The 24,379-nt window shown below is 59.0% G+C and carries 22 protein-coding genes; 15 read left to right on the top strand and 7 right to left on the bottom strand.

What is annotated here, in order from left to right; genetic code table 11:
• Positions 1–347: 347 nt before the first annotated feature.
• From ACW9HW_RS18900 to ACW9HW_RS18915, 4 genes are all read left to right on the top strand, one after another.
• Positions 348–1,949, top strand: a complete 1,602-nt coding sequence (locus ACW9HW_RS18900; RefSeq protein ID WP_457401249.1) for a response regulator — start codon at positions 348–350, stop codon at positions 1,947–1,949.
• Positions 1,949–2,641: a sensor histidine kinase gene (locus tag ACW9HW_RS18905; protein ID WP_457401251.1), complete on the top strand. Its 693-nt coding sequence runs from the start codon at positions 1,949–1,951 to the stop codon at positions 2,639–2,641. Before ACW9HW_RS18900 ends, ACW9HW_RS18905 begins: the two co-directional genes overlap by 1 nt.
• Before the next feature lie 214 nt (positions 2,642–2,855).
• Complete coding sequence (locus ACW9HW_RS18910) at positions 2,856–4,097, top strand: glutamine synthetase family protein (RefSeq protein ID WP_170948699.1); 1,242 nt, start codon at positions 2,856–2,858, stop codon at positions 4,095–4,097.
• Positions 4,098–4,167: 70 nt separating this feature from the next.
• Positions 4,168–5,517 carry an MFS transporter gene (locus ACW9HW_RS18915; RefSeq protein ID WP_095195806.1) on the top strand — a complete coding sequence of 450 codons (1,350 nt, stop codon included), beginning with the start codon at positions 4,168–4,170 and terminating at the stop codon, positions 5,515–5,517.
• 64 nt (positions 5,518–5,581) lie between these two features.
• Here ACW9HW_RS18915 and ACW9HW_RS18920 read toward each other — a convergent pair whose 3' ends face one another.
• The 4 genes from ACW9HW_RS18920 to flgA all read right to left on the bottom strand — a co-directional run bounded on the left by ACW9HW_RS18920 (position 5,582) and on the right by flgA (position 8,203).
• A complete protein-coding gene (locus ACW9HW_RS18920) occupies positions 5,582–6,328 on the bottom strand; it encodes a flagellar brake protein (RefSeq protein WP_095195805.1) in 747 nt (248 codons plus the stop codon).
• 92 nt (positions 6,329–6,420) lie between these two features.
• Positions 6,421–6,888: a flagella synthesis protein FlgN gene (locus tag ACW9HW_RS18925; protein WP_095195804.1), complete on the bottom strand. Its 468-nt coding sequence runs from the start codon at positions 6,886–6,888 to the stop codon at positions 6,421–6,423.
• A gap of 48 nt (positions 6,889–6,936) precedes the next feature.
• On the bottom strand, positions 6,937–7,263 hold the full coding sequence (flgM, locus tag ACW9HW_RS18930; RefSeq protein WP_095195803.1) for a flagellar biosynthesis anti-sigma factor FlgM: 327 nt from the start codon (positions 7,261–7,263) through the stop codon (positions 6,937–6,939).
• 178 nt (positions 7,264–7,441) lie between these two features.
• Positions 7,442–8,203, bottom strand: coding sequence for a flagellar basal body P-ring formation chaperone FlgA (gene flgA, locus ACW9HW_RS18935; RefSeq protein ID WP_095195802.1), 762 nt, complete (start codon positions 8,201–8,203; stop codon positions 7,442–7,444).
• A gap of 83 nt (positions 8,204–8,286) precedes the next feature.
• Between flgA and ACW9HW_RS18940 the strand changes: the two genes are divergently transcribed.
• The 6 genes from ACW9HW_RS18940 (at position 8,287) to flgE (ending at position 13,310) form a co-directional block, all read left to right on the top strand.
• Entirely contained in the window at positions 8,287–9,219 is a 933-nt protein-coding gene (locus tag ACW9HW_RS18940) for a chemotaxis protein CheV (protein ID WP_015096472.1), read from the top strand.
• A 46-nt stretch (positions 9,220–9,265) separates the two neighbouring features.
• Entirely contained in the window at positions 9,266–10,093 is an 828-nt protein-coding gene (gene cheR / locus ACW9HW_RS18945; protein WP_095195801.1) for a protein-glutamate O-methyltransferase CheR, read from the top strand.
• Between the two features lie 273 nt (positions 10,094–10,366).
• Positions 10,367–10,774, top strand: a complete 408-nt coding sequence (gene flgB, locus ACW9HW_RS18950) for a flagellar basal body rod protein FlgB (RefSeq protein ID WP_056853151.1) — start codon at positions 10,367–10,369, stop codon at positions 10,772–10,774.
• Positions 10,775–10,777: 3 nt separating this feature from the next.
• A complete protein-coding gene (gene flgC / locus ACW9HW_RS18955; protein ID WP_007937507.1) occupies positions 10,778–11,221 on the top strand; it encodes a flagellar basal body rod protein FlgC in 444 nt (147 codons plus the stop codon).
• Positions 11,222–11,236: 15 nt separating this feature from the next.
• Positions 11,237–11,956 carry a flagellar hook assembly protein FlgD gene (gene flgD, locus ACW9HW_RS18960; protein WP_457401253.1) on the top strand — a complete coding sequence of 240 codons (720 nt, stop codon included), beginning with the start codon at positions 11,237–11,239 and terminating at the stop codon, positions 11,954–11,956.
• Between the two features lie 31 nt (positions 11,957–11,987).
• Positions 11,988–13,310, top strand: a complete 1,323-nt coding sequence (gene flgE / locus ACW9HW_RS18965; protein WP_095195799.1) for a flagellar hook protein FlgE — start codon at positions 11,988–11,990, stop codon at positions 13,308–13,310.
• A gap of 262 nt (positions 13,311–13,572) precedes the next feature.
• On the opposite strand, the gene ACW9HW_RS18970 is transcribed toward flgE, so the two are convergent.
• On the bottom strand, positions 13,573–16,467 hold the full coding sequence (locus ACW9HW_RS18970; RefSeq protein ID WP_095195798.1) for a ribonucleoside-diphosphate reductase subunit alpha: 2,895 nt from the start codon (positions 16,465–16,467) through the stop codon (positions 13,573–13,575).
• Positions 16,468–17,198: 731 nt separating this feature from the next.
• On the opposite strand from ACW9HW_RS18970, the gene ACW9HW_RS18975 reads away from it, so the two are divergent.
• Both ACW9HW_RS18975 and ACW9HW_RS18980 read left to right on the top strand, forming a co-directional pair.
• Positions 17,199–17,921 carry a response regulator gene (locus ACW9HW_RS18975; protein ID WP_457401255.1) on the top strand — a complete coding sequence of 241 codons (723 nt, stop codon included), beginning with the start codon at positions 17,199–17,201 and terminating at the stop codon, positions 17,919–17,921.
• Entirely contained in the window at positions 17,918–19,528 is a 1,611-nt protein-coding gene (locus tag ACW9HW_RS18980) for an ATP-binding protein (protein ID WP_095195796.1), read from the top strand. Before ACW9HW_RS18975 ends, ACW9HW_RS18980 begins: the two co-directional genes overlap by 4 nt.
• 126 nt (positions 19,529–19,654) lie before the next feature.
• Here ACW9HW_RS18980 and ACW9HW_RS18985 read toward each other — a convergent pair whose 3' ends face one another.
• Positions 19,655–20,380, bottom strand: a complete 726-nt coding sequence (locus ACW9HW_RS18985; RefSeq protein WP_218274051.1) for a 4'-phosphopantetheinyl transferase family protein — start codon at positions 20,378–20,380, stop codon at positions 19,655–19,657.
• Positions 20,381–20,598: 218 nt separating this feature from the next.
• The gene (locus ACW9HW_RS18990; RefSeq protein WP_457401258.1) at positions 20,599–21,390 is read right to left on the bottom strand and encodes a dienelactone hydrolase family protein; all 792 of its coding nucleotides are present in this window, start codon (positions 21,388–21,390) and stop codon (positions 20,599–20,601) included.
• Positions 21,391–21,536: 146 nt separating this feature from the next.
• Here ACW9HW_RS18990 and ACW9HW_RS18995 point away from each other — a divergent pair, with 146 nt between their 5' ends.
• The 3 genes from ACW9HW_RS18995 (at position 21,537) to ACW9HW_RS19005 (ending at position 24,281) form a co-directional block, all read left to right on the top strand.
• Positions 21,537–22,139 (top strand): hypothetical protein, encoded by a 603-nt coding sequence (locus ACW9HW_RS18995; protein ID WP_137805317.1) that lies wholly within the window; start codon positions 21,537–21,539, stop codon positions 22,137–22,139.
• Positions 22,140–22,260: 121 nt separating this feature from the next.
• Positions 22,261–22,938, top strand: a complete 678-nt coding sequence (locus ACW9HW_RS19000; protein WP_207266695.1) for a response regulator transcription factor — start codon at positions 22,261–22,263, stop codon at positions 22,936–22,938.
• Positions 22,935–24,281, top strand: a complete 1,347-nt coding sequence (locus ACW9HW_RS19005) for an ATP-binding protein (protein ID WP_095195791.1) — start codon at positions 22,935–22,937, stop codon at positions 24,279–24,281. Before ACW9HW_RS19000 ends, ACW9HW_RS19005 begins: the two co-directional genes overlap by 4 nt.
• Positions 24,282–24,379: the final 98 nt, after the last annotated feature.

Raw genomic sequence — 24,379 nt, forward strand, 5'->3', positions numbered from 1 at the left:
TCAAGATTAAATTCCGAAACCCCTATCTGCGTATGCAGGTAGGGGTTTTGTTTTGTCCGCAGGAAAGTGGGCCTGATAAAAATACTGATTCCGCCGCCCCCATCCCCGACTTATCGCGCGCGATTGCATCCTTGTCGCTTCAAGAGAACACCACCACTGGCCGATAACCTAAGGGTCACAGCGATCTTCATTTCTGGCAGCCTTAAATCGTTACTGCAGTCCAAGAGAAATCGCTTGATAGCCTATGGCTACTAGCTATCATCTGCGCGCCGCAAGGTCAGGTGAAGCTGATCTTGTTCATGTGTTTGCCCTTCGGTACTTCTTCTTCAATTGCCTGGAAATCTTCGATGCTGTCGTATCACCAAAAGAGTTTTCTAATCGTCGATGATTTTTCGGACTTCCGCAGTTCGGTCCGGTCGATGCTGCGGGAGCTGGGGGTCAAGGATGTGGATACCGCCGACACGGGCGAGCAGGCGCTGAAAATGTGTTCGCAGAAGTCCTACGATTTCATCTTGCAGGATTTCCATTTGGGCGATGGAAAGAAGAACGGTCAGCAGGTGCTCGAAGATCTGATGATCGAGAAGCTGATCAGCCATGAAAGTGTATTTGTCATGGTCACCGCCGAAACCAGCCAGGCCATGGTGCTCAGCGCGCTGGAGCACGAGCCTGACGCTTATCTGACCAAGCCCTTCAACCGTTCCGGACTGGCCCAGCGGCTAGAGCGCCTGGAGCAGCGCAAGACGTTGCTCAAGCCAATCCTGCAAGCCCTCGACCGGGGTAAACCGGTAGAAGTGCTCAACGCCTGCATTGCCCTGTGCAAGCAAGATATCCGTTACTCGCCGCTGTGCCTGCGCTACCGCGCCGACGCTCTGCGCGACCTGAATCAGAATGAGGCGCTGGAGCGCCTTTATGACAGCATCATTGCTGACCGACCGTTGCCGTGGGCCTTTGCCGGGCTGGGCAAGTTGTTGTTCAAGCGTGGTCAGGTTGCACAAGCCAAAGGCATCTACGAAAAAGCGCTGAAAGTATTCCCGATGATGCCGGCGCTCTATGACGGCATGGCGGATGTCTTGGTCGCCGAAGGGGATACCAAGTCGGCTCAGAAAGTGTTGGAAGAGGCGATTCGCTTATCGCCATTGGCGGTGCGTCGCCAGGCGCAGTTGGGTAAATTGGCGATGACCAATGAGGATTTCGACACGGCTTCCAAAGCCTACCGCCAGGCTGTCAGCCAAGGCGCCCAATCACGTTTCAAGGATGCTGAAAGTAACCTTGGACTGGCCCATGCCTTGATCAGCAAAGGGAGTGAAAGAGGCCTGGATACCCGTACTCGGCTGGAAATCAATACAACGTTGAGCGCGGTGGCCAAGGAGAACCCGACCGACCCCGGCCTGCAAATTCGCGCGCGATTGATGAAAGCCACCAGTCTGTTGCTCAACGATGCCGAGACCGCTGAAAAGCTCACTGAGCAAGCGTTGATGCGCCTCGATGGCATGGAGCAGTTCATGAGTGCCGAAGCAGCGCTATTGGTGGCCAAGCAGTTGCAGATGCTCGGTCAGGCAGAGGCCGGCACATCGATGCTGAAGAACTGCGCGGAAATCCATGGCGACGATCCGGCAGTCATGAAGGATATCGCCAAGCTCACGGATGATCCGAGCATCCTCAACTCCGGCAATGCGGCTGCAGATCTCAATCGACAGGGCGTGCGCGTGTACAAGACCGGCAACCTGGTTGAGGCTCGAGAGGTGTTTCGCAAGGCCTTGGCGCTGCAACCGAAGAACATCAGTATCGCGCTGAACATGGCACAGGCACTGTTGCATGGCACCGATACCAGCGTGCCGTCGGCTGAACTCGAAGAGTGTCGGACCTGCCTGAAAATGGTCGGTTTGATGCCGGATACCGATGCGCGTTATCCGCGCTATCAAAAACTGAAAAGCAAGGCGTTTGGCTAATGGACGACAACCAGCAGACCCTGGATTTTTCTACGGTGATCGCTTCAACCGTACACGATATGAAGAACTCGTTGGCCATGCTCATGCAGGCCCACAGTCAATGGTTGGCGGACCTGCCCGATCCGGCGCGGCATACCCCGGAGCAAGGCGTGATCGAGTTCGAATTCGCTCACCTCAACGGCATGCTCGTGCAGTTGCTGGGCCTGTATAAGCTCGGTGTCAATCAGATGCCCCTGCAACCGGCTTACCACGAGCTCGATGATTTCATCGAAGCACAACTGGCCTGTCATCAGGATGTATTTGCCAGTCGCGGTATTGCCGCGACCTTTGAAGTCGATCCTTTAAGCCCGTTGGGTTTCTTCGATCGAGAGCTGATCGCTTCGGTTCTGGCAAACAGCATCAACAATGCCATTCGATATGCCCGTCATGCGGTGCTGATCAGCGTCAGCGACGAGGCCGGGCAACTGGTGCTGACCATCAATGACGATGGCGACGGTTACCCCGCCGAAATGATCGAGCGTCAGGCGGACTACGTGCAAGGCATCAATCACAGCAGTGGCAGCACTGGCCTGGGCCTGTACTTTGCCGGGCGGATTGCAGCATTGCATCAGCGCAATGGTGTCGGCGGACGCACCGAAATCAGCAACGGCGGTCCGTTAGGCGGTGGCGTCTTCAGCCTCTATCTGCCCTGATCATTTCTCAGGCATAAAGCTTTTTGTATGACGCTGCTTGATATTCCGAACACGCGGAGCCTATTTTGTACGGGTCGCCGTTCGCGGCTCGCACAATAACAAGGATTGCGTCATGACAACCGTTAGCCTGAATTCACTCGCGCAGCGATTGACGGGCATCGATGAGATTGAGTGCGTCACGCCCGATTTGAATGGTGTGCCACGGGGTAAAGTGATGACCGCCGAGGGTTTCCTGGAGGGGCGGCGTTTGCAGATGGCGCGGGGTGTGCTGCTGCAATGCATCATGGGCGGATATCCGCCAGCACGTTTTTACGGCAGCGATGACGGCGACCTTGCACTGGTTCCAGACCCTGCGCAAATCCATCGCTTGCCCTGGAGCAAGCAACCACGAGCGCTCGCCATTTGCGATGCGCACGAGCTGACCGGCGCAAGCTCCAACCTGTCGACTCGCGGCCAACTCAAGGCGGTCATCACGCGATACAACGCCCTTGGTCTCGATCCGGTGGTGGCCACGGAGCTGGAGTTTTTTGTCTTCGCGCCCAATATTGATCCAACCCATCCCTTCCAGCCCCCTATTGGTCTGGATGGTCGGCGCGAAGACGGCCATTCGGCGTTCAGCGTCAGTTCCAATAACGGCTTGCGGCCGTTTTTTTCCGAGGTCTATGAGTGCATGGCCGCCTTGGGCTTGCCTCGCGATACCTTCATGCACGAAATGGGTGTCAGCCAGTTCGAGATCAACCTGCTGCACGGCGATCCATTGCTGCTGGCTGACCAGACGTTCCTGTTCAAGCATTTGCTCAAGGAAGTCGCACTCAAGCACGGCCTCACGGTCGTCTGCATGGCCAAGCCATTGGCACATACGCCGGGCAGTTCGATGCATATTCATCAAAGCATCGTCGAGGTCGACACAGGACGTAACGTGTTCAGTGACGAGGCTGGCCAGCCGACTGCGACCTTCCGTCATTTCATCGCCGGTCAGCAGACCTGCATGGCGGATTTCACCGCACTGTTTGCACCGAACGTGAATTCCTATCAGCGCTTGTGTCATCCCTTCGCATCGCCGAATAATGCCTGCTGGTCCCATGACAACCGCGCTGCTGGTTTGCGTATTCCAGCCAGTTCGCCGGTCGCTCGTCGGGTCGAGAACCGCTTGCCGGGCGCCGATGCCAACCCGTATCTGGCGATTGCTGCCAGCCTGGCCGCGGGTTTGTACGGCATTGAGCACAAACTGGAACCAAGCGAACCTATCCAGGGTGAATTTGAGGTGCCGGACAATCTTTCATTACCCTGTACCTTGCATGCTGCCCTTGAGCGTCTGAAACGTAGCCAATTGGCGAAGGAACTGTTCGGCAAGGAGTTCATCGAAGGCTACATTGCTTCGAAGACCATGGAGTTGACGAGCTTCTATGATGAAATCACTCCCTGGGAACGGCGTGTTCTAGCAGCCCAGGCCTGACGCACCATCCATCTCGGACTATCTTTTCGGTAGTCCGATTTCTCACCGCAAGGAGCCGCTCGGAACGCCGATGCGCCAAATCTGGAAACCCTTTCGAGCGCTTTATTTCGCCTCGCTGATGATGTTGATCGGCTCCGGCTTGCTGAGTACTTACCTGGGCCTTCGCCTGGCGGCCGATAACGTCGACAGCCTGTGGGTGGGTGCGTTGATGGCTGCCAACTACTTCGGCCTGGTACTGGGCGGCAAGATTGGCCACCGTTTGATTGCCCGTGTCGGGCACATTCGCGCTTACTCGGCGTGTGCCGGTATCGTTGGCGCAGCGGTGCTCGGGCACGGTTTGGTGGACTGGTTGCCGGCCTGGATATTTCTACGGGTTATCGTCGGCCTGGGTATGATGTGCCAGTACATGGTCATCGAGAGCTGGCTTAACGAGCAGGCCGAAGCCTCGCAGCGCGGCACGGTATTCAGTGGTTATATGATCGCCTCGTACCTGGGGCTGGTGTTGGGGCAACTGATTCTGGTCATGCACCCGGGCCTGGGTCTTGAGCTGTTGATGTTGGTCGCCTTGTGCTTTGCCCTGTGCCTGGTACCGGTGGCGTTGACGCGGCGGATTCACCCGGCACCGCTGCACCCGGCGCCCATGGAGCCGCGATTTTTTATCACGCGGGTGCCTCAGTCGTTGAGTACGGTCCTGGGAGCGGGGCTGATCATCGGTTCGTTTTACGGTCTGGCGCCCTTGTATGCATCGCAGCAGGGGTTGTCCACGGAGCAGGTCGGTCTGTTCATGGGCAGCTGCATTTTTGCTGGCCTGGTGGTGCAGTGGCCGTTGGGCTGGCTGTCCGATCGTTATGATCGGGCGCTGCTGATCCGCTCTTTTGCTTTTGTTCTGGCACTTGCCGCATTGCCTTTGGCGGTCATGAAGCAGGTGCCACTGGAGGTGCTGTTCATTGCCGGCTTCCTCTGTTCGCTGGTGAAGTTCTGCTTGTATCCGCTGGCAGTCGCATTTTCCAATGACCATGTCGAAGCCGACCGTCGGGTGTCTCTGACGGCCATGCTGCTGGTCACTTATGGCGTTGGGGCGAGCATCGGGCCGCTGGCGGCCGGGGTGCTGATGAAGCTGTTCGGCAGCCAGATGCTGTATGCCTTCTTCAGTTTCTTCGCCTTGGTGCTGGTGTGGCGAATTCGCCCGAAAGCCGTCACCAATCTGCATCAGGTGGACGACGCGCCGCTGCACCACGTGGCCATGCCGGACAGTATGTCGAGTTCACCCCTGGTGGCTTGCCTTGATCCGCGGGTCGATGAGCAGGTGGTTCAGGATCAGATGCAGAGTCCGCCTGCCGAGCCGGAGCCGCAGACCGATACGCCTCCAGAAGAACCGGATTCGGGTCGGGAGCAAAGTTTCACTGAAGCCAGGCCGTAACACTCAAGCATAAAAAAACGGGCAGTCACCGCAAGGGGCTGCCCGTTTTTGTTGGCGCGTTATATCAGAGGTCGTCTTTGTCGAAGCGCCGCGCTTCGCGTTGCAGCTGGTAGACGAACCGCTCGACCTGCCGCTGCACCAGCCCGCTCATGTTGTGGAAGCGTACACCGGCGAAAGTGGTGGAGATCTTTTCCTCGAAGTGCAGGTAGCGCAGTTCGACTGGCGCGGTCATCTTGCCGAAGGGCAGGGCGGCCATGAAGCGATCATAGACCTGGCCCAGCTGCAGGCTGCCAGTGATATCGCCGGCGAAGCGCAATTTGCAACCGGTGGCCGAGATGTCCAGCAACTTGCCGCTGATCGGCGCCTTGAGTTTCTCGCCATCCAGGTCGACGTCGACCAGTTGAGCCAGCTTCAATGCCGCACGGAACGCATTGCGGCGCTGGTGGTAGACCACTTCGTCGGGCAGCGTGCCACGGTAGCAACGACTGCCACCGGATTCATCGATGGTCAGTGGACCATTGCTTTCCCACGCAATGCGCACGCCGTCATGGAAGCCTTCAACCTTGAACGGCTCGCCGGCCAGCAGGAAGCGTTCGCCGTCACGGGGGATCATTTCGTCCAGGGCAATCATGTTGCTGTCGCGATCAATGTCCACCAGGTAGCTCTGGAAGCGCTGGGTGCGCTCATGGAACGTGATGATCAGCGGGTCATGGCTTTCTTGCAGTTGGCGAAGGTTGCCGGAGATTTCCAGAGGCGTGCTGAGCACCTTGGGTGGCTGCGGAGCATCGTCCGCATTTAAGGCATTGGACACGGTTAATCAATCTCCAGACAAATTTTGACTACGGCTAGCCAGCATTTTGCCAGCATGTTTCGCGTCTTGATAGAGCGTGCTCATCGACGGGCTCAAGCCTGACTGAGCGGGCGCGGTTTCACAAGCTTGGAAAATGTTCCGCTGGCGTCATAGAGCGCTGGAGGTTCGCCGCCGGTGAGGATTTTCAGCTGAGTGGCCGTGGCGGCCTGCTGCACCAGAATCGACTGGCCGTTGTTGGCATTGGCAGCCTGGCATTGAGTCAAAAGGTCGGTCAGCACATCGCTTTGTGCCAGCAGCGCTTCACCCACGCTCGACTGGCTGGCCAGTTGCTCCAGACCGCTGCGGTTGGTTGGCAGGTTGAGACTGGCGAGGATTTCGCTGCGCTTGCGGCCATGCTGTTCAAGCAAAATGATCAAGGCTTGCTTCTGCGCCAGAATATCTTCGAGCAGGTACATGTCGCGACCATGCAAGGCGAGGGACTCGGTACGCAGTAACTCCAGCAATTGTTGCGCTGGAGCAAAATCGTCGGTGATCAGTTGCAGTAGATTCGTGTCGTGCATGGCTGGCCTTGGGTTTTAAGCGTCCAAAAGCCTGGCGCCGGCCGAGGCCTAGCGCTGGGCTTCGAAATTGAGCAGTTTGCTGGCTACACGGTTGCTATCGACTTTATAGCTGCCATCGGCAATCGCTGCTTTCAACTCGGCCACGCGGGCTTTGTCGACGACAGGCTGATCGCGCAGCGTATCAGTGATCTTCTGCAACTGTTGAGCCTCATTGCTGAGATGTACCGATTCCCCGACTGTAGCGGTACCGGCCTGTTCGGCCTGGGTAGTCAGCGGTGCGGATTTACCGGTTTCGGCGGTTTCCTTGGCGGCGCTGGTACGTGTACTGCCCGTCAATGACGAGGAACTATTCAAACGGCTGAAATCGATGACCATGATAAAAACCTCTGGGAATTTGGACGCTTGCCATGTTTTCGGCCATTCCCTGAAAAACTTTAGGCCCATTTATCAATGAGCTTGCGCGCGTCAGCGCTTGCCCTTCATGGGACACAGTTTAGGGAACAGCCATGGCCAGCGCCACATCTTCACGTAACACAGAGCTCTGCATGGCCGCCTACATGGAAACCTCCACCTGGCCCGGCGCGATGACTTGCGCCTTGATGACTCGCTGGGAATTGAGGTTTTTCACTCGAATCTGTTCGCTCATGCCGCCATTGGACAGCGCTTCGCCGGGCATTCGCACGCTGAGCGTACCGCTACGGGCGGTGATCACCACCTGATCGCCCTTGCGGATGACTTCCGCCTGTTCGAGATGGACCAGGGTAATGACCTGATCGGTGACCATTGGTCGGGTAAGTCGTTGTCCGATCGCCTGGTCCACGGAGGTCAGGTAGCCCTGGTTGATCACACTGATATCCCGCTCGCGCAGGATCACATCTTCAGGCTCGACAATGCCGGCGCGCCGCAGTGGTCGCGAGGTGGTCACGACGTCGCGAAACAGCCGTACTTGAGCGGGTACGAAGACCGTCCAGGGGGATGTTCCTTCGCAGCGAACCTTGACCGTGACCCGGCCCAGCGGCTTGGCCGGACTCTCCAGTGAGGCTGTCAATTCCTTGTCGCACATCGGCATGCGCATACGCGGATCGAGCTGGTTGACCTGGATTTCGTAGCGACCTTCCGTTTGACTGGTGGCCAGATAGTCTTCTACGGTGAATTCAAGAAAGCCCTGGGTGACGCCGATAAGCATGTCAGGCAAGGTAACCGCGTCAGCAAGGGCAGGGCTGCCAACGTTGAACAGGCACAAAGCCGCCAACGCACCGAGGAGTTTGCGGTGGGGTATGGTAGGGCGTCGGAAAAATGTCGGTTCTGTGTTCATACAAAGATAAAAAGCAAGCGCCGTGCCGTTTAGAGATGAATGTGCGTCGCAACAACACTTAGCGTTGGTGTAGGAGTCTGGGCATGGCTGGTGTAATGGATTCGGTGAACCAGCGCACGCAACTGGTGGGGCAGAATCGCCTTGAGCTGTTGTTGTTCCGTCTCGACGGCCAGCAGCTGTATGGGATCAACGTGTTCAAGGTTCGGGAGGTGTTGCAATGCCCCCAGCTGACGCTGATGCCCAAGTCCAGTCCTGTCGTGTGCGGCGTGGCGAATATCCGGGGGGCGACCATTCCGATCCTTGATCTGGCAATGGCGACCGGCTCCGGTGCTTTGAAGGACAAGAACAATCCCTTCGTGATCATCACGGAGTACAACACCAAGACCCAGGGATTCCTGGTGCGCTCGGTGGAACGCATCGTCAACATGAACTGGGAGGAGATTCATCCGCCACCCAAGGGCACCGGTCGCGATCACTACCTGACGGCGGTGACGCGGGTCGACAATCAGTTGGTTGAAATCATCGACGTCGAAAAGGTGCTGGCGGAAGTGGCGCCGACGCCGGAAGCGATTTCCGTCGGCGTGGTCGATGTCGAAACCCAGCACAAGGCGCTCTCGTTGCGTGTGCTGACGGTCGATGATTCGTCGGTGGCGCGCAAGCAGGTTACGCGCTGCCTGCAAACGGTCGGTGTCGAAGTGGTGGCGTTGAACGACGGCCGGCAAGCGCTGGATTACCTGCGCAAACTGGTCGACGAGGGCAAGAAGCCGGAAGAAGAGTTCCTGATGATGATCTCCGACATCGAAATGCCGGAGATGGACGGGTACACGCTGACGGCCGAGATCCGCAACGACCCTCGCATGCAAAAGCTTCATATCATCCTGCATACTTCGTTGTCGGGCGTGTTCAATCAGGCGATGGTCAAGAAAGTCGGTGCCGATGACTTCCTGGCCAAATTCCGTCCTGATGACCTGGCATCCCGGGTAGTCGACCGGATCAAAGCAGCAGACATCAGCTAGGGGCGTCCGGCCCCTGGCAGTCAACACGATTTAAGAGGCGGCAGCATTGTCTACGGGTAATTTGGATTTCGAACAGTTCCGGGTATTCCTGGAAAAAGCCTGTGGCATTTTGCTCGGTGAAAACAAGCAGTATCTGGTCTCGAGCCGTCTCAACAAACTGATGGAGCAGCAAGGCATCAAGTCCCTGGGTGAGTTGGTCCAACGCATCCAGACCCAGCCGCGCAGCGGGTTGCGCGAGATGGTGGTGGACGCGATGACGACCAACGAAACCTTGTGGTTTCGTGACACCTATCCGTTTGAAGTCTTGAAGAACAAGGTACTGCCTGAAGCGATCAAGGCCAGTCCCGGCCAGCGCCTGCGGATCTGGTCGGCGGCGTGCTCGTCGGGTCAGGAACCGTACTCGCTGTCGATGTCCATCGACGAGTTCGAGCGGACCAATGTCGGGCAATTGAAGATGGGAGTGCAGATCGTGGCCACCGATCTGTCCGGCACCATGCTGACCAACTGCAAGACCGGCGAATACGACAGCCTGGCTATCGGTCGCGGACTGTCGCCCGAGCGGCTGCAGCGTTATTTCGACCCGAAAGGGCCGGGACGCTGGGCCATCAAGGCGCCGATCAAGAGCCGGGTGGAATTCCGCTCCTTCAACCTGCTGGATAGCTACGCGAGCCTCGGCAAGTTCGACATCGTGTTCTGCCGCAACGTGTTGATCTACTTCTCTGCCGAAGTGAAGAAGGACATCCTGTTGCGCATTCACAGTACGTTGAAGCCGGGTGGCTATCTGTTCCTGGGTGCTTCCGAAGCCCTGAACGGATTGCCGGATCATTACCAGATGGTCCAGTGCAGTCCGGGGATTATTTACCAGGCGAAGTGATCGGTTGGTGGTATCAAAAAACGGGAGTCCTCAGGGGCTCCCGTTTTTGTTTGCCTGATGAAGTCGGCTCCACCGCTACCACAGGGGATGCGGTGTTCTCTCGGTCGAGTAAAGCGGCAGAAAAGCGGCATCCAGCGGAAACCGGTTGCCGCTTTTCTGGCATTGCCGCATTGCCACTGCCCGCAAAGCCCCGGTTTACGGGCTTTTTTGAATTGGCATGACGCTTGCTATATCCAACGTACGAAAAATCAGGTCACCCGAAGGTTTCCCGACATGAGCATCAGCTTCGATAAAGCGCTCGGCATTCACGAAAAGGCTCTGGGCTTCCGCGCCCAGCGTGCCGAAGTCCTGGCCAATAACATTGCCAACGCCGATACCCCGAACTACAAGGCTCGGGATCTGGAGTTCTCGAAAGTGCTTGAGGCGCAGAACGATAAAGCCAAGAACGGCACGTTCGCCTTGAACATGACCAACAGCCGTCATATCGAAGCCGAAGGCCTGGGCAATGGCGACGAGTCGCTGATGTACCGCACGCCGATGCAGCCCTCGATCGACCAGAACACCGTGGACGCTCAGCTGGAGCAGTCGAACTACGCGGAAAACTCGGTCAACTTCCAGGCCAGCTTCACCCTGCTCAACAGTAAATTCAAAGGGCTGGTTTCAGCCCTGCGCGGAGAGTAAGTCATGTCTCTATCCAGTGTTTTCAACATTGCCGGTAGCGGCATGAGTGCCCAGACCACGCGTTTGAACACCGTCGCTTCGAACATCGCCAACGCCGAGACGGTCTCGTCGAGTATCGACCAGACCTACCGTGCGCGTCACCCGGTGTTCGCCACCATGTTCCAGGGCGGCCAGAGCGGCGGCAGCGATTCACTGTTCCAGAACCAGGATGCCGCCGGTCAAGGCGTGCAGGTGCTGGGCGTGGTCGAAGACCAGAGCAACCTCGAGGCGCGCTACGAGCCGAACCATCCGGCTGCCGATGCCAAGGGATACGTCTACTACCCGAACGTCAACGTGGTGGAAGAAATGGCCGACATGATTTCCGCGAGCCGTTCGTTCCAGACCAACGCCGAAATGATGAACACCGCCAAAACCATGATGCAGAAGGTCCTGACCCTCGGTCAGTGATAAGGGGCGACTCAGATGAGTGTTTCCGATACCACCAGTGGCTTGAGCCTCAACGACATCCTGGCCAACTCCGCGGTCAAGAACAAGACCGACGATAGCCTGGCTTCGGCAGCGGGCAGTGCCACCGGCAAAAAAGCCTTGGGCAAGGATGCGTTCCTGCAGTTGCTGGTGACGCAACTGAAGAACCAGAACCCGCTGGAACCGCAGGACAACGGCGAGTTCGTGGCGCAACTGGCGCAGTTCAGCAGCCTGGAAGGCATCACCACGCTCAACGATACCGTGAGCGGCATTGCCGGCGCCTTCGGCTCATCCCAGGCATTGCAAGCCTCGTCGCTGGTGGGCCGTTCGGTCATCGCACCGGGCGACAAGGCCGTAGTCGATACCACGAAGGGCATGACCGGTTCGATTTCGATACCGCAGTCGGTTGCCTCGACCACCGTGAAAATCACAGACAAGGACGGCAAGGTCGTTCGCACCATCGAGCTGACCGACCAGAAGGCCGGCAATGCCAGCTTCACCTGGGATGGCAAGGACGAGGCGGGCAACGTGGCCCCGGCGGGGACTTACACCTTCGCGGCGGCAACCACCATCGATGATCAGAGCGTTGCGCTGATCACCAACCTGCCGGCGACCGTCACTAGCGTGACGCTCAGCCAGACCGGCGGTGAGTTGATGCTTAATCTCGCCGGGCTGGGCAGCATTGCCCTGTCCAAAGTGCAAACCATTGGTATATAGAGCCGACTAACCCGGCACAAAGGAGTGGAATATGTCTTTCAACATCGGCCTTAGCGGTCTCTATGCCGCCAACAAGCAATTGGACGTGACCGGCAACAACATCGCCAACGTCGCGACCGTCGGCTTCAAGTCGTCCCGTGCAGAATTCGAAGACGTGTACTCGGCGACCAAGCTGGGGGCGGGGAGCAGGACCGTCGGTAATGGTGTGCGTCTGGCGAACGTTGCCCAGCAATTTACCCAGGGTGATATCAGCAGCGGCACCGGTAACGTGCTGGACATGGGCATCAATGGCTCTGGCTTCTTCGTGCTGAACAACAACGGTTCGCTGTCCTACACCCGTGCCGGTACGTTCAAGGTCGACAAGGAAGGTTACGTCACCAACTCCGACTACACGGCGCGTGTTCAGGGTTACGGCGTGGATGCCAATGGCAAGATCATCAATGGTGTGTTGACCGACCTGCGTATCGACACCTCCAACTTGGCACCGAAGGCCACTACCACCGTGTCGTCGACGATCAACCTCAAGTCTACGGAGCCCGCGATCGACGTCGTTGCGAACCCGTTCGACCCGAGCAAGACCGCGTCCTACACCAAGCAGTTCAGCACCCCGATTTTCGACTCTCAGGGTAACGAACACACCATGGATCAATACATGGTCAAGACGGGGCCCAACACTTGGGATACCTACACCCTGATCGATGGTCGCAACCCGAACGGCAGCGACCCGATGAACGCGGCTACCCGACCTGTTCCTTCGACCATGACGTTTGATACCAGCGGCAAACTTGTATCGGTCAGCACGCCGAATCCACCGGGTGCGCCAATTGTCAGCCCGAATCTGGCCATCACCAACTGGACTCCAGGTAAAGTGACCAATGGTGTGTGGGCACCCAATGGCGCCGCCGCCGACCCGGCGGGTGTGACCATCGCCATGTCCAACACCACCCAGTTCAACGCCGATAGCGCGCGCTCGATTCCGGCGCAGAACGGCTACGCCACGGGTCAGATCTCCAACCTGACCATCGACGGCAACGGCGTGATGCTGGCCAACTTCAGCAACTACCAAACCAAGCCGATCGGTCAGATTGCGTTGGCCAGCTTCACCAACGAACAAGGTCTGCAGCAAGTGGGCGGCACCGCCTGGAAAGAAACCTACGCGTCGGGTATTCCGGGCTACGATTCGCCGGAAACCGGCACCCTGGGTTCGATCCGCTCCAACTCCCTGGAAGAGTCAAACGTCAACGTGACCAATGAACTGGTCGAGCTGATCAAGGCGCAGAGCAACTACCAGGCGAACGCCAAGACCATCTCCACCCAGAGCACCATCATGCAGACCATCATTCAGATGACTTGATGTTTGATGCTGCGGCATTAAGAGCCCCTCGAAAGAGGGGTTTTTTTATGGCTGTGATTTTTGTCAGGGGCTGAGGTTTCGGTTGCCTGTGCTGGCCCCTTCGCGAGCAGGCTCGCTCCCACAGTGGAGCTGTGGCGTTCACACATGTGAGCGAAGGCGGCAAACCGGCCACTACATTCATCGGGGCAAAAGAAAACCCCCGATCAACCAGAGGCTCATCGGGGGTTTCAGGTAGGCACCTTTCAGCGCCTACAAGCTCAGCTTATTGGCAAGCTTCGCAATCCGGCTCGTCGATGGCGCAGGCCTTCGGCACTGGAGCAGGACCGGCTGGAGCAGCCAGAACCGAGTCGTCACCGTGGTTGCCGCCGCTGGAAACAGCGTTCAGCTTACCGGTGTTGATGGTCGATTTTTCGGTGCTGGTCGCGGCCAGGGCACGGAGGTAGTAAGTGGTTTTCAGACCACGGTACCAGGCCATGCGGTAGGTCACGTCCAGCTTCTTGCCCGATGCACCAGCGATGTACAGGTTCAGCGACTGAGCCTGGTCGATCCACTTCTGACGACGGCTTGCCGCGTCGACGATCCACTTGGTGTCCACTTCGAAGGCAGTCGCGTAGAGCTCTTTGAGTTCTTGCGGGATGCGTTCGATCTGCTGCACGGAACCGTCGTAGTACTTCAGGTCGTTGATCATGACCGAGTCCCACAGACCGCGAGCCTTCAGGTCGCGAACCAGGTACGGGTTGATCACGGTGAATTCGCCCGACAGGTTCGATTTCACATAGAGGTTCTGGTAGGTCGGTTCGATCGACTGCGACACGCCGGTGATGTTGGCGATGGTTGCGGTCGGTGCGATGGCCATGATGTTGGAGTTACGAATGCCTTTCTGCACACGGGCGCGCACAGGTGCCCAGTCCAGGGTTTCGTTCAGGTCGACATCGATGTACTTCTGGCCACGGGCTTCGATCAGGATCTGTTGCGAATCCAGTGGCAGAATGCCCTTGGACCACAGCGAACCCTGGAACGTCTCGTAGGCGCCACGCTCGTCAGCCAGGTCGCAGGAAGCCTGGATCGCGTAGTAGCTGACCGCTTCCATCGACTTGTCGGCGAACTCGACGGCAGCGTCGGAACCGTAAGGGATGTGCTGCAGGTACAGCGCGTCCTGGAAGCCCATGATGCCCAGGCCGACCGGACGGTGCTTGAAGTTGGAGTTCTTCGCTTGCGGCACCGAGTAGTAGTTGATGTCGATCACGTTGTCGAGCATGCGCACGGCGGTGTTCACGGTGCGTTGCAGCTTGGCGGTGTCGAGCTTGCCGCCCACGATGTGGTTCGGCAGGTTGATCGAGCCCAGGTTGCAAACGGCGATCTCGTCCTTGTTGGTGTTCAAGGTGATCTCGGTGCACAGGTTCGAGCTGTGGACCACGCCAACGTGCTGCTGCGGGCTGCGCAGGTTGCACGGGTCTTTGAAGGTCAGCCATGGGTGGCCGGTTTCAAACAGCATGGACAGCATCTTGCGCCACAGGTCTTTGGCCTGGATGGTCTTGAACAGTTTGACCTTGCCCGGGTACTCGGTCAGGGCTTCGTAGTACTCGTAGCGCTCTTCGAAGGCCTTGCCGGTCAGGTCGTGCAGGTCCGGGACTTCGGATGGCGAGAACAGGGTCCACTTGCCGTCATCGAAGACACGCTTCATGAACAGGTCAGGGATCCAGTTGGCGGTGTTCATGTCGTGGGTGCGACGGCGATCGTCACCGGTGTTTTTGCGCAGCTCGATGAACTCTTCGATGTCCATGTGCCAGGTTTCCAGGTAGGCACAGACAGCGCCTTTGCGCTTGCCACCCTGGTTAACGGCAACGGCGGTGTCGTTCACGACTTTCAGGAACGGTACGACGCCCTGGGATTTGCCGTTGGTGCCCTTGATGTAAGAACCCAATGCGCGAACCGGCGTCCAGTCGTTGCCCAGGCCACCGGCGAATTTCGACAGCATGGCGTTGTCGTGGATCGCGTGGTAGATGCCCGACAGGTCATCCGGCACGGTGGTCAGGTAGCAGCTCGACAGCTGTGGACGCAGGGTGCCGGCGTTGAACAGGGTCGGGGTCGACGACATGTAGTCGAAGGACGACAGCAGGTTGTAGAACTCGATCGCACGGTCTTCTTTGTGCTTCTCTTCGATCGCCAGGCCCATGGCCACGCGCATGAAGAAGATCTGTGGCAGTTCGAAGCGCACGCCATCCTTGTGGATGAAGTAACGGTCGTACAGGGTTTGCAGGCCCAGGTAAGTGAACTGCTGGTCGCGCTCGTGGTTGATCGCCTTGCCGAGTTTTTCCAGGTCGAAGTCGGCCAGAACCGGGTTCAGCAATTCGAATTCGATACCCTTGGCGATGTAGGCAGGCAGGGCCTTGGCGTACAGGTCGACCATTTCGTGGTGGGTAGCGCTTTCGGCGACGCCGAGGAAACCCAGGCCTTCGGCACGCAGGGTGTCCATCAGCAGGCGGGCGGTCACGAACGAGTAGTTCGGCTCACGCTCGACCAGGGTACGGGCGGTCATCACCAGGGCGGTGTTGACGTCGGTCAGGGCCACGCCGTCGTACAGGTTTTTCAGGGTTTCGCGCTGGATCAGGTCGCCGTCGACTTCTTCCAGGCCTTCACATGCTTCGGTGACGATGGTGTTCAGGCGACCCATGTCCAGCGGCGCCAGGCTGCCGTCGGCGCGAGTGATGCGGATCGACGGGTGAGCGTTGACCGCTTCTTCGACCGGTGCGTGGGCGGCGCGTTCTTTCGAGCGAGCGTCACGGTAGATCACGTAGTCGCGAGCAACTTTCTGCTCGCCGGCGCGCATCAGGGCCAGTTCGACCTGGTCCTGGATTTCTTCGATGTGGATGGTGCCGCCCGATGGCATGCGACGCTTGAAGGTTGCAGTGACCTGTTCGGTCAGGCGGGCAACGGTGTCGTGGATTCGCGACGAAGCGGCAGCGGTGCCGCCCTCAACTGCGAGAAACGCTTTGGTGATGGCGACGGTGATCTTGTCATCGGTGTAAGGAACGACAGTGCCGTTACGCTTGATCACGCGCAGCTGGCCAGGCGCGGTGGCGGACAGATCCGAATTCGAATCGGCGGCCTGCGGCAAGGTGCCCTGCGGGTTCTCGCGAGTTGTGTCGGTTTGCATGGGTGTCTCCACGTTCTCTATGTTTGTTTGGGCACCATCAAGGTGCCCACCGTTCCGTCCTGAAGCACTACAACCGGCGAATGCCGGGCATAACAACTTCGGGACAGTAGGAAGGGTGCTATTGGGCGCCGCTTCCATGCCGAAGTCTTTGGTCTCGTGCCAAGGGCCTGAGACCGGGGTCCTTTAAGGTGACAGTTGGGACTGCAACACCCGTACCGTTTTCACCCTTTTGGGCCGAAATACAGTAGCCATCCGCACGCGCGGTTTGGTCTTTCGAAAATACGTTTGGTTCAACCGGACAGTGGCAAGAAAAGCGCTTGAAATTGGTGTCCGGTTTGTGTTTGGTTTTTTGCGCGAAACCCTACATCTAGGGTTTTTTTGGCGCTGGGCTACAAGATAATGCGTTTTGGGGGAGGATTGCAACGTACTACCTGTGGATAAACCTGTGCGTAAATTGTGTGTGAAAGAGCGAATCGGCGTGTAGGCCGCGATGCTGCTGGATCGGGCCTTTTTTCATCATTTTTCAACGATCGAAAACGCCTGGACGGATTTTTAAGGGCGCGAACCCTATCACAAAAAACCGCCTTGTCCGAACGCATTTACCAGCTTGTGTTCTGGACGGGCGACGTTTATACAATCGGCCAGCATGCAGGCAATTTATCCACCCCAATCATTACAAAAAGACGGGTGGGTCCTTCCTTATTAGAGATATTGGCAAGCAGAGGTCACCCGTGGAGCAAGAAGCCTGGCAGGTATTGATTGTCGAGGACGACCAGCGTCTGGCCGAACTGACCCGCGACTACCTGGAAGCCAATGGTCTGCGGGTAACAATCGAAGGCGATGGCGCCCTGGCGGCGGCGCGCATCATCAAGGAGCAGCCGGACCTGGTGATCCTCGACCTGATGCTCCCCGGCGAGGACGGCCTGAGCATTTGCCGCAAGGTCCGCGACCGTTATGACGGCCCGATCCTGATGCTCACCGCCCGCACCGACGACACCGACCAGATACTTGGCCTGGACCTGGGGGCCGACGACTACGTGTGCAAACCGGTGCGCCCGCGCTTGCTGCTGGCGCGCATCCAGGCTTTGTTGCGACGCAGTGAAGCACCGGAGGCCGCCCCGGAAAAACAGCGGCGCCTGCAGTTCGGCCCCCTGGTGGTGGACAACGCGCTGCGCGAAGCCTGGCTGAACGACAACGGCATCGAGCTGACCAGCGCCGAGTTCGATCTGCTCTGGCTGTTGGTGGCCAACGCCGGGCGTATTCTGTCCCGGGAAGAAATCTTCACTGCGCTGCGCGGCATCGGCTATGACGGCCAGGACCGTTCCATCGACGTGCGCATTTCACGCATTCGCCCGAAAATCGGCGATGACCCGGAGCATCCGCGGCTGATCAAGACCATTCGCAGCAAAGGCTACCTGTTCGTTCCCGAGGCCTGCGTAGACTCGTCCCTGTGAACTCGATCTTCCTGCGCATCTATGGCGGCATGTGCGCCGCGCTGATTCTGGTGGCGGTACTCGGTGTACTGGCATTGCACATGCTCAACCAGGTGCGCAGCGAGCAATATCGCGAGCGTCTGGCCCATGGCACATTCTCGCTGATGGCCGATAACCTGCAACCGATGAACCAGACCGAGCGCCACCGAGCGTTGCTGGTGTGGGAGCGGCTGCTGGGGATTCCGCTGGCGCTGAAAACCTTCAATCAGACCGACCTCGACCTCACCCAGCGCACCCGCGTGCTGCGCGGCCAGGCGCTGGTGGAGCAGACCGGCCCGCATGCGGCGAAGGTTTACCGCCTGGTCAGCGCCCAGGAACAGTTGGTACTGACGGGGGAAGTGCAGCAGATCAGCGAACAATTGGCCCGGGCGACGATTTACCTGTTGACCGATGAACTGGTGCGCTACCCGGTGGGTGAGCAGCCGGTGCGCCTGGCGCAATTGAAGCAGGACAAAGGCTTTGGTTTCGACTTGCGCCTGGTGACGGTGGAAGACGCCGACATGGATGAAGACCAGAGTCGTCGGGTGTCCGAAGGCGACACGGTGATGGCGCTGGGCAAGGGCGGCGATTCGATCCGGGTGTTTGCCGGCATGGTCGGTACACCGTGGGTGCTGGAAATCGGTCCGTTGTATCAGATGAACCCTTATCCACCGGAGTGGCTGGTGCTGATCGCCGCGCTGGGCCTGACCCTGATCGGGTTGATCGTCTATCTTCTGGTTCGGCAACTGGAGCGCCGTTTGCGCGGTCTGGAGGCGGCGGCCACGCGCATCGCCAAGGGCAGCCTGGAAACCCGCGTCCCAGCGCGCGGTGCGGACTCGGTTGGCCGGCTGGCGGCAGCGTTCAACGGCATGGCCGAGCACCTGCAACAACTGCTGGCGATCCAGCGCGAACTGGTGCGCGCGGTGTCCCACGAGTTGCGCACGCCGGTAGCGCGCTTGCGCTTTGGCCTGGAAATGATCGGCTCGGCCAACACCCCGCAAGCCCTGGAAAAATATTGCGCGAGCATGGATCACGACATCGAGGATCTCGACCGCCTGGTGGATGAGATGCTGACCTATGCGCGGCTGGAACAGGGCTCGCCGGCCCTGAATTTCCAACGCATCGACCTGGATGCGCTGGTCAATCAGGTCATCGAGGAATTGGCGCCGCTTCGCGCCGATGTCACGGTGCAGCGAGGCTTGTGCCTGTCGGCTGCCGATTGTGACGATGCCTGGGTCGAGGCCGAGCCGCGTTACTTGCATCGGGCGCTGCAGAACCTTGTCAGCAACGCCATGCGCCATGCGCAATCACGGGTGACCATCAGCTATCAGGTGGGACAACAACGCTGTCGGGTGGATGTCGAGGATGATGGGCCAGGCGTGCCGGAAATGGCCTGGGAGAAAATCTTCACCCCGTTCCTGCGCCTCGATGACAGCCGTACCCGTGCTTCAGGCGGGCACGGATTGGGCCTGTCCATTGTTCGACGCATCATCCACTGGCATGACGGGCGGGCGCTGATCGGCAAGAGCAAAAGTCTGGGCGGGGCCTGTTTCAGTTTGAGTTGGCCGCGCAATCAGGAGAAGCGTTGAGATTTTCGGTGAATGCTACACCGCCTTCGCGAGCAGGCTCGCTCCCACCCTGGATTTGTGCGACACCACAACTCCCTGTGGGAGCGAGCCTGCTCGCGAAAGGGTCGGAATGGTCACTGAAAATCTTCAGGCCTTGATACTGACCAGACTCAACAACTGCCCATCCTTGACCCCGAACTGCGCATCCAGCTCGGTGCCGTTGCGCCATTCACTGGAGAGGTCGGTCAACAACCGCAACCGCACCTCACCCGCCTCGGTCCACTCCAGCACTTCGGCATGTTCGAAGTAGAAACGTTGCCGGACGATCGGATAGAGCGCCTTGAACAGGCTTTCCTTCACCGAAAAGGTCAGGGTCACCAGCAATGCCCGCAGGTCGCGACGGCCAGCGGCCATGCGCTGTAGCTCTGGCGGGGTGAGAATTTCTCCGGCCAGGCGCTCTGCACGTTCGGCATTGAGCAGGTTTTCCAGGTCCATGCCCAATCCGCGCCAATGGCTTTTGTTCGCGACGATTGCTGCGGCACGGCCGGTGCTGTGGGTAATGGAGCCGGTGATGTGCGCCGGCCAGACCGGCGCGCGGTCCTCGCCGATGGCCGGGCTGAAACTCAGACCTTCCAGTTGCTGCAATGCGGCCCGCGCGCAAACCCGTCCGGCGAGAAACTCCGCCTGCCGCTTGGCGACGGAGCGCTGGATGCTCGCCGGCGCTTCGATGGCGCTGCGCTGGAAATCATCGCTGAGCAGTTGCGAAGTATCGAAACGGGTACTCAACAGCACCGCATCGGGCAGCACGAACGGCAGCGGCCAGTGGGCATCGAGGGGCGTACAGCAGGCGGGCAGGGCGGGGACGGGATTCATGTCGGGCATTTTGCCGGGTTGCCTGGCGGCTGGGTAGTCTTTGAGGGCTTTTGTGGCGAGGGAGCTTGCTCCCGTTCGGCTGCGTAGCAGTCGCAAATACAGCAATCGTATTGTCCCTGATGAAACGCGATTGCAGGTTTTGGGGCCGCTTCGCAGCCCAGCGGGAGCAAGCTCCCTCGCCACAGAGGGGCAGTGCTTGGCTCAAGATATTCTGCGGATCAGCTAAAGATCTTCTTGAAAAACGCCTGCATGTCCGCCCACGACTTTTCATCCGCCGCCTTGTTGTAGCCAATATCCGGCCCGCCGTGATCACCGTGGCCCAAGCGATCGGCGTCGGGATTGCTGAAGCCGTGCTTGGCGCCGTCCAGGTTGACGAATTGGTAGTCGGCCCCGGCCTTGTCCATTTCGGCCTTGAAGGCGGCGACGTTGTCCTGGGTGATCATGCTGTCCAGCGCGCCATGCTCGACCAGGATTTTCGCTTTCACGCTGCCGGGTGTCGCCGGCGTATGGGTCGCCAGCGCGCCGTGGAAACTCACCACGCCGGCCAGCGGTACTCCCCGGCGCGCAGCGTTGAGCACCACGCCACCGCCGAAGCAGTAACCAATGGCGGCCACTTTAGCCGGATCGGTTTGGGGTTGTTTCTTCAACAAGTCGAGCCCGGCCTGAAAGCGAGCGCTGGATGCGGCGCTGTCCTCCAATGCGGCCTGCATGAAGGCCATGGCGTCCTTGGGATGTTCGGTGTTCTTGCCATCGCCATACATGTCGATGGCCAGGGCGCTGTAGCCCAGGCCGGCGAGGTCACGGGCGCGACGCTTGGTGTAATCGTTGAGCCCCCACCATTCATGCACCACCACGACACCAGGGCGCGGTCCCTTGATCGCGTCGTCGTAGGCGTAATAGCCGATCAGCTGGGTGCCATCGGCACTCTGGTAGGGAATTTCCTGGGTCTTGATGGCGGCGTGGCCGAGCCCGCTCAAGGCCAGCAAGAGGACAGCTAAGAACATGCGCATGGTCGAATCTCCTGTGGAAACTCATTGGAACCGGCGAGTCGAGTTGATTCAGCTCAGGTTCAGAGTGCGTTCAGGGGGAGTTCAGGGCCGGGTCAGTAACCTTGCGCCATACCCGAAAAGCAAATAGCGCATGAGGTAACTCCCCAATGACTACATTCAAAAAACTGCTTCTGGCTTTCACCGTCATGGGCGCCAGTGTCGCCGCCCATGCTGGTGACGACAATTTCGCCAGCCTTACTTTTGGACAGACCAGCGACAAGGTAAAAAAGTCCAATGCACTGGACACTAACCTCAATAATCCGAACGCCGGCGGTGTGATCGACAAGGACAACACCTGGGGTGTGCGTCTGGGGCAGCAGAACAGCCAGGGTCGCTACTACGCCACCTACGACAATGTGTCGGGCTCGCACAATGGGATTAAACTGCGTCAGGAAAACCTCCTGGGCAGCTACGATCTGTTCTACCCGGTGGGCGGCAGTACCAAGCTGTTCGGTGGCGCCACCGCCGGCTTGACCAAACTGACGCAGGACTCGCCAGGCTACAGCCGCGACAGCGACATCGGTTACGCCGTCGGCGGGCAGATGGGTGTGCTGCAACAGGTGTCGCAAAACACCTCGGTTGAACTGGGTTACCGTTACCTGCGCAGCAATGCCAGTACCGAGATGAGCCAGAGCGGTGGCAGCAAACAGGGTTCGCTGGACCTGACCAGCAGTGCCCAGACGTACCTGTCTGCCAACTACGCTTTCTAAACGGCAGTCCGTGAAAACCGGGGCCGGATCAATTGATCCGGCGTCGGCGTGTTAGTCATCGAGGCGTGCATGCTTTTGAGCAACTCGTACCTCTGGAGCTGTTGATTTGCTGGAGAGCGTTATGAAACTGCTGGTCGTCGAAGATGAAGCGCTGTTGCGCCATCACCTGCAAACCCGCCTGACGGAAAGCGGCCATGTGGTCGAGTCCGTGGCCAACGCCGAGGAGGCGCTGTATCAGACCGAGCAGTTCAACCACGACCTGGCGGTGATCGATCTCGGCCTGCCGGGCATGAGCGGCCTCGATTTGATCCGCCAGCTGCGTTCACGGGGCAAGACCTTTCCGATCCTGATCCTCACCGCGCGCGGCAACTGGCAGGACAAAGTCGAAGGGCTGGCCGCCGGGGCGGACGATTATGTGGTCAAGCCTTTCCAGTTCGAGGAACTGGACGCCCGGCTCAATGCCTTGCTGCGCCGCTCCAGCGGTTTTACCCAGTCGACCATCGTCGCCGGGCCGTTGCTGCTCGACCTCAATCGCAAACAGGCGTCTCTGGACGACCAGCCGCTGGCGCTGACGGCCTACGAATACCGCATTCTTGAATACCTGATGCGCCATCACCAGCAAGTGGTGGCGAAAGACCGCCTGATGGAACAGCTGTATCCGGATGACGACGAGCGCGATCCGAACGTGATCGAAGTGTTGGTCGGCCGTCTACGTCGCAAACTGGAGGGGCCGGCCGGGTTCAAGCCGATCGATACCGTTCGCGGCCTCGGCTACCTGTTCAATGAGCGTTGCACTTGATTCGTTCGCTTCGTGTCCGCTTGATGCTCGCCGCCACACTGCTGGCGGTGCTGTTCATGCTGGCGCTGTTGCCGGCGATGCAGGGCGCGTTCAGCCTGGCGCTGCAGGATTCCATCGAGCAGCGCCTGGCGTCGGATGTAACGACGCTGATCTCCGCCGCCCGGGTGGAGAACAACCGCTTGCAGATGCCGGCGCAGTTGCCTGACGAGCGTTTCAACCTCACCGACAGCCGTTTGCTCGGCTACATCTATGACCGCGAAGGTCACCTGGTCTGGCGATCCAGGGCCACCCAGGAAGAAAAGATCAATTACAAGCCGCGTTATGACGGACGCGGTAACGAGTTCGCAAGGATCAGTGAAGCCAATGGCCAGGAGTTCTTCGTCTATGACGTCGAGGTCAAGTTGCTGGGCGGCAAGAGTGCGGCGTTCAGCATTGTCGCGCTGCAGCCGGTTCGCGAGTACGAACAGACCGTCGAAGGCCTGCGGGAAAACCTTTATCTGGGCTTCGGCGCGGCCTTGTTGGTGCTGCTGGCGTTGCTGTGGATCGGCCTGACCTGGGGGTTGCAGGCGCTGCGCCGACTCAGCCAGGAACTGGACGAAATCGAAAGTGGCGCCCGTGAAAGTCTCAGCGAACAACATCCCCGCGAACTGCTGCGCCTGACCGGCTCTCTGAACCGCTTGCTGCACAGCGAGCGCGAGCAGCGCAGTCGTTACCGCGACTCCCTCGACGATCTGGCGCACAGTCTGAAAACCCCGTTGGCGGTGCTGCAAGGCGTCAGCGAGGACATGGCGCAACGCCCCGAAGATCGCGATCAGGCCTGGGTGCTGCAAACCCAGATCGAGCGCATGAGCCAGCAGATCAGCTATCAACTGCAGCGCGCCAGCCTGCGAAAAAGCGGCCTGGTGCGTCATCAGGTACAACTTCGGCCGGTGCTGCAAAGCTTGTGCGACACGCTGGACAAGGTCTACCGCGACAAGCGCGTTCGGGTCATTCTGGATCTGCCGGACGAGTGTTATGTGCCGATCGAGCAGGGCGCCTTGCTGGAGATGATGGGCAATCTGCTGGAGAACGCCTATCGCCTGTGCCTGGGCGAAGTGCGTATCAGCGTGCGCCAGACGCTGAGCGGCACTGAGTTGTGTGTCGAAGACGACGGCCCCGGCGTACCGCCCGACCAGCGTGCGCGCATCCTGCAAAGAGGCGAGCGGCTGGATCGACAGCATCCCGGGCAAGGTATTGGCCTGGCGGTGGTCAAGGACATCATCGAAAGCTATGGCGCCAAACTGACCCTGGGGGATTCACCGATGGGTGGAGCGGCGTTCAGGATTCTGTTTCCGGTGGTTTGACTGGGGGCTGCGGTGTGCTTTCGGTCCCCATCGCGGGCAAGCCCGCTCCCACAGGGATCTCTGTGGACACATTATTTTTGAACAACAAAGAAACCTGT

This window comes from Pseudomonas sp. SDO5532_S415 (assembly GCF_054071155.1).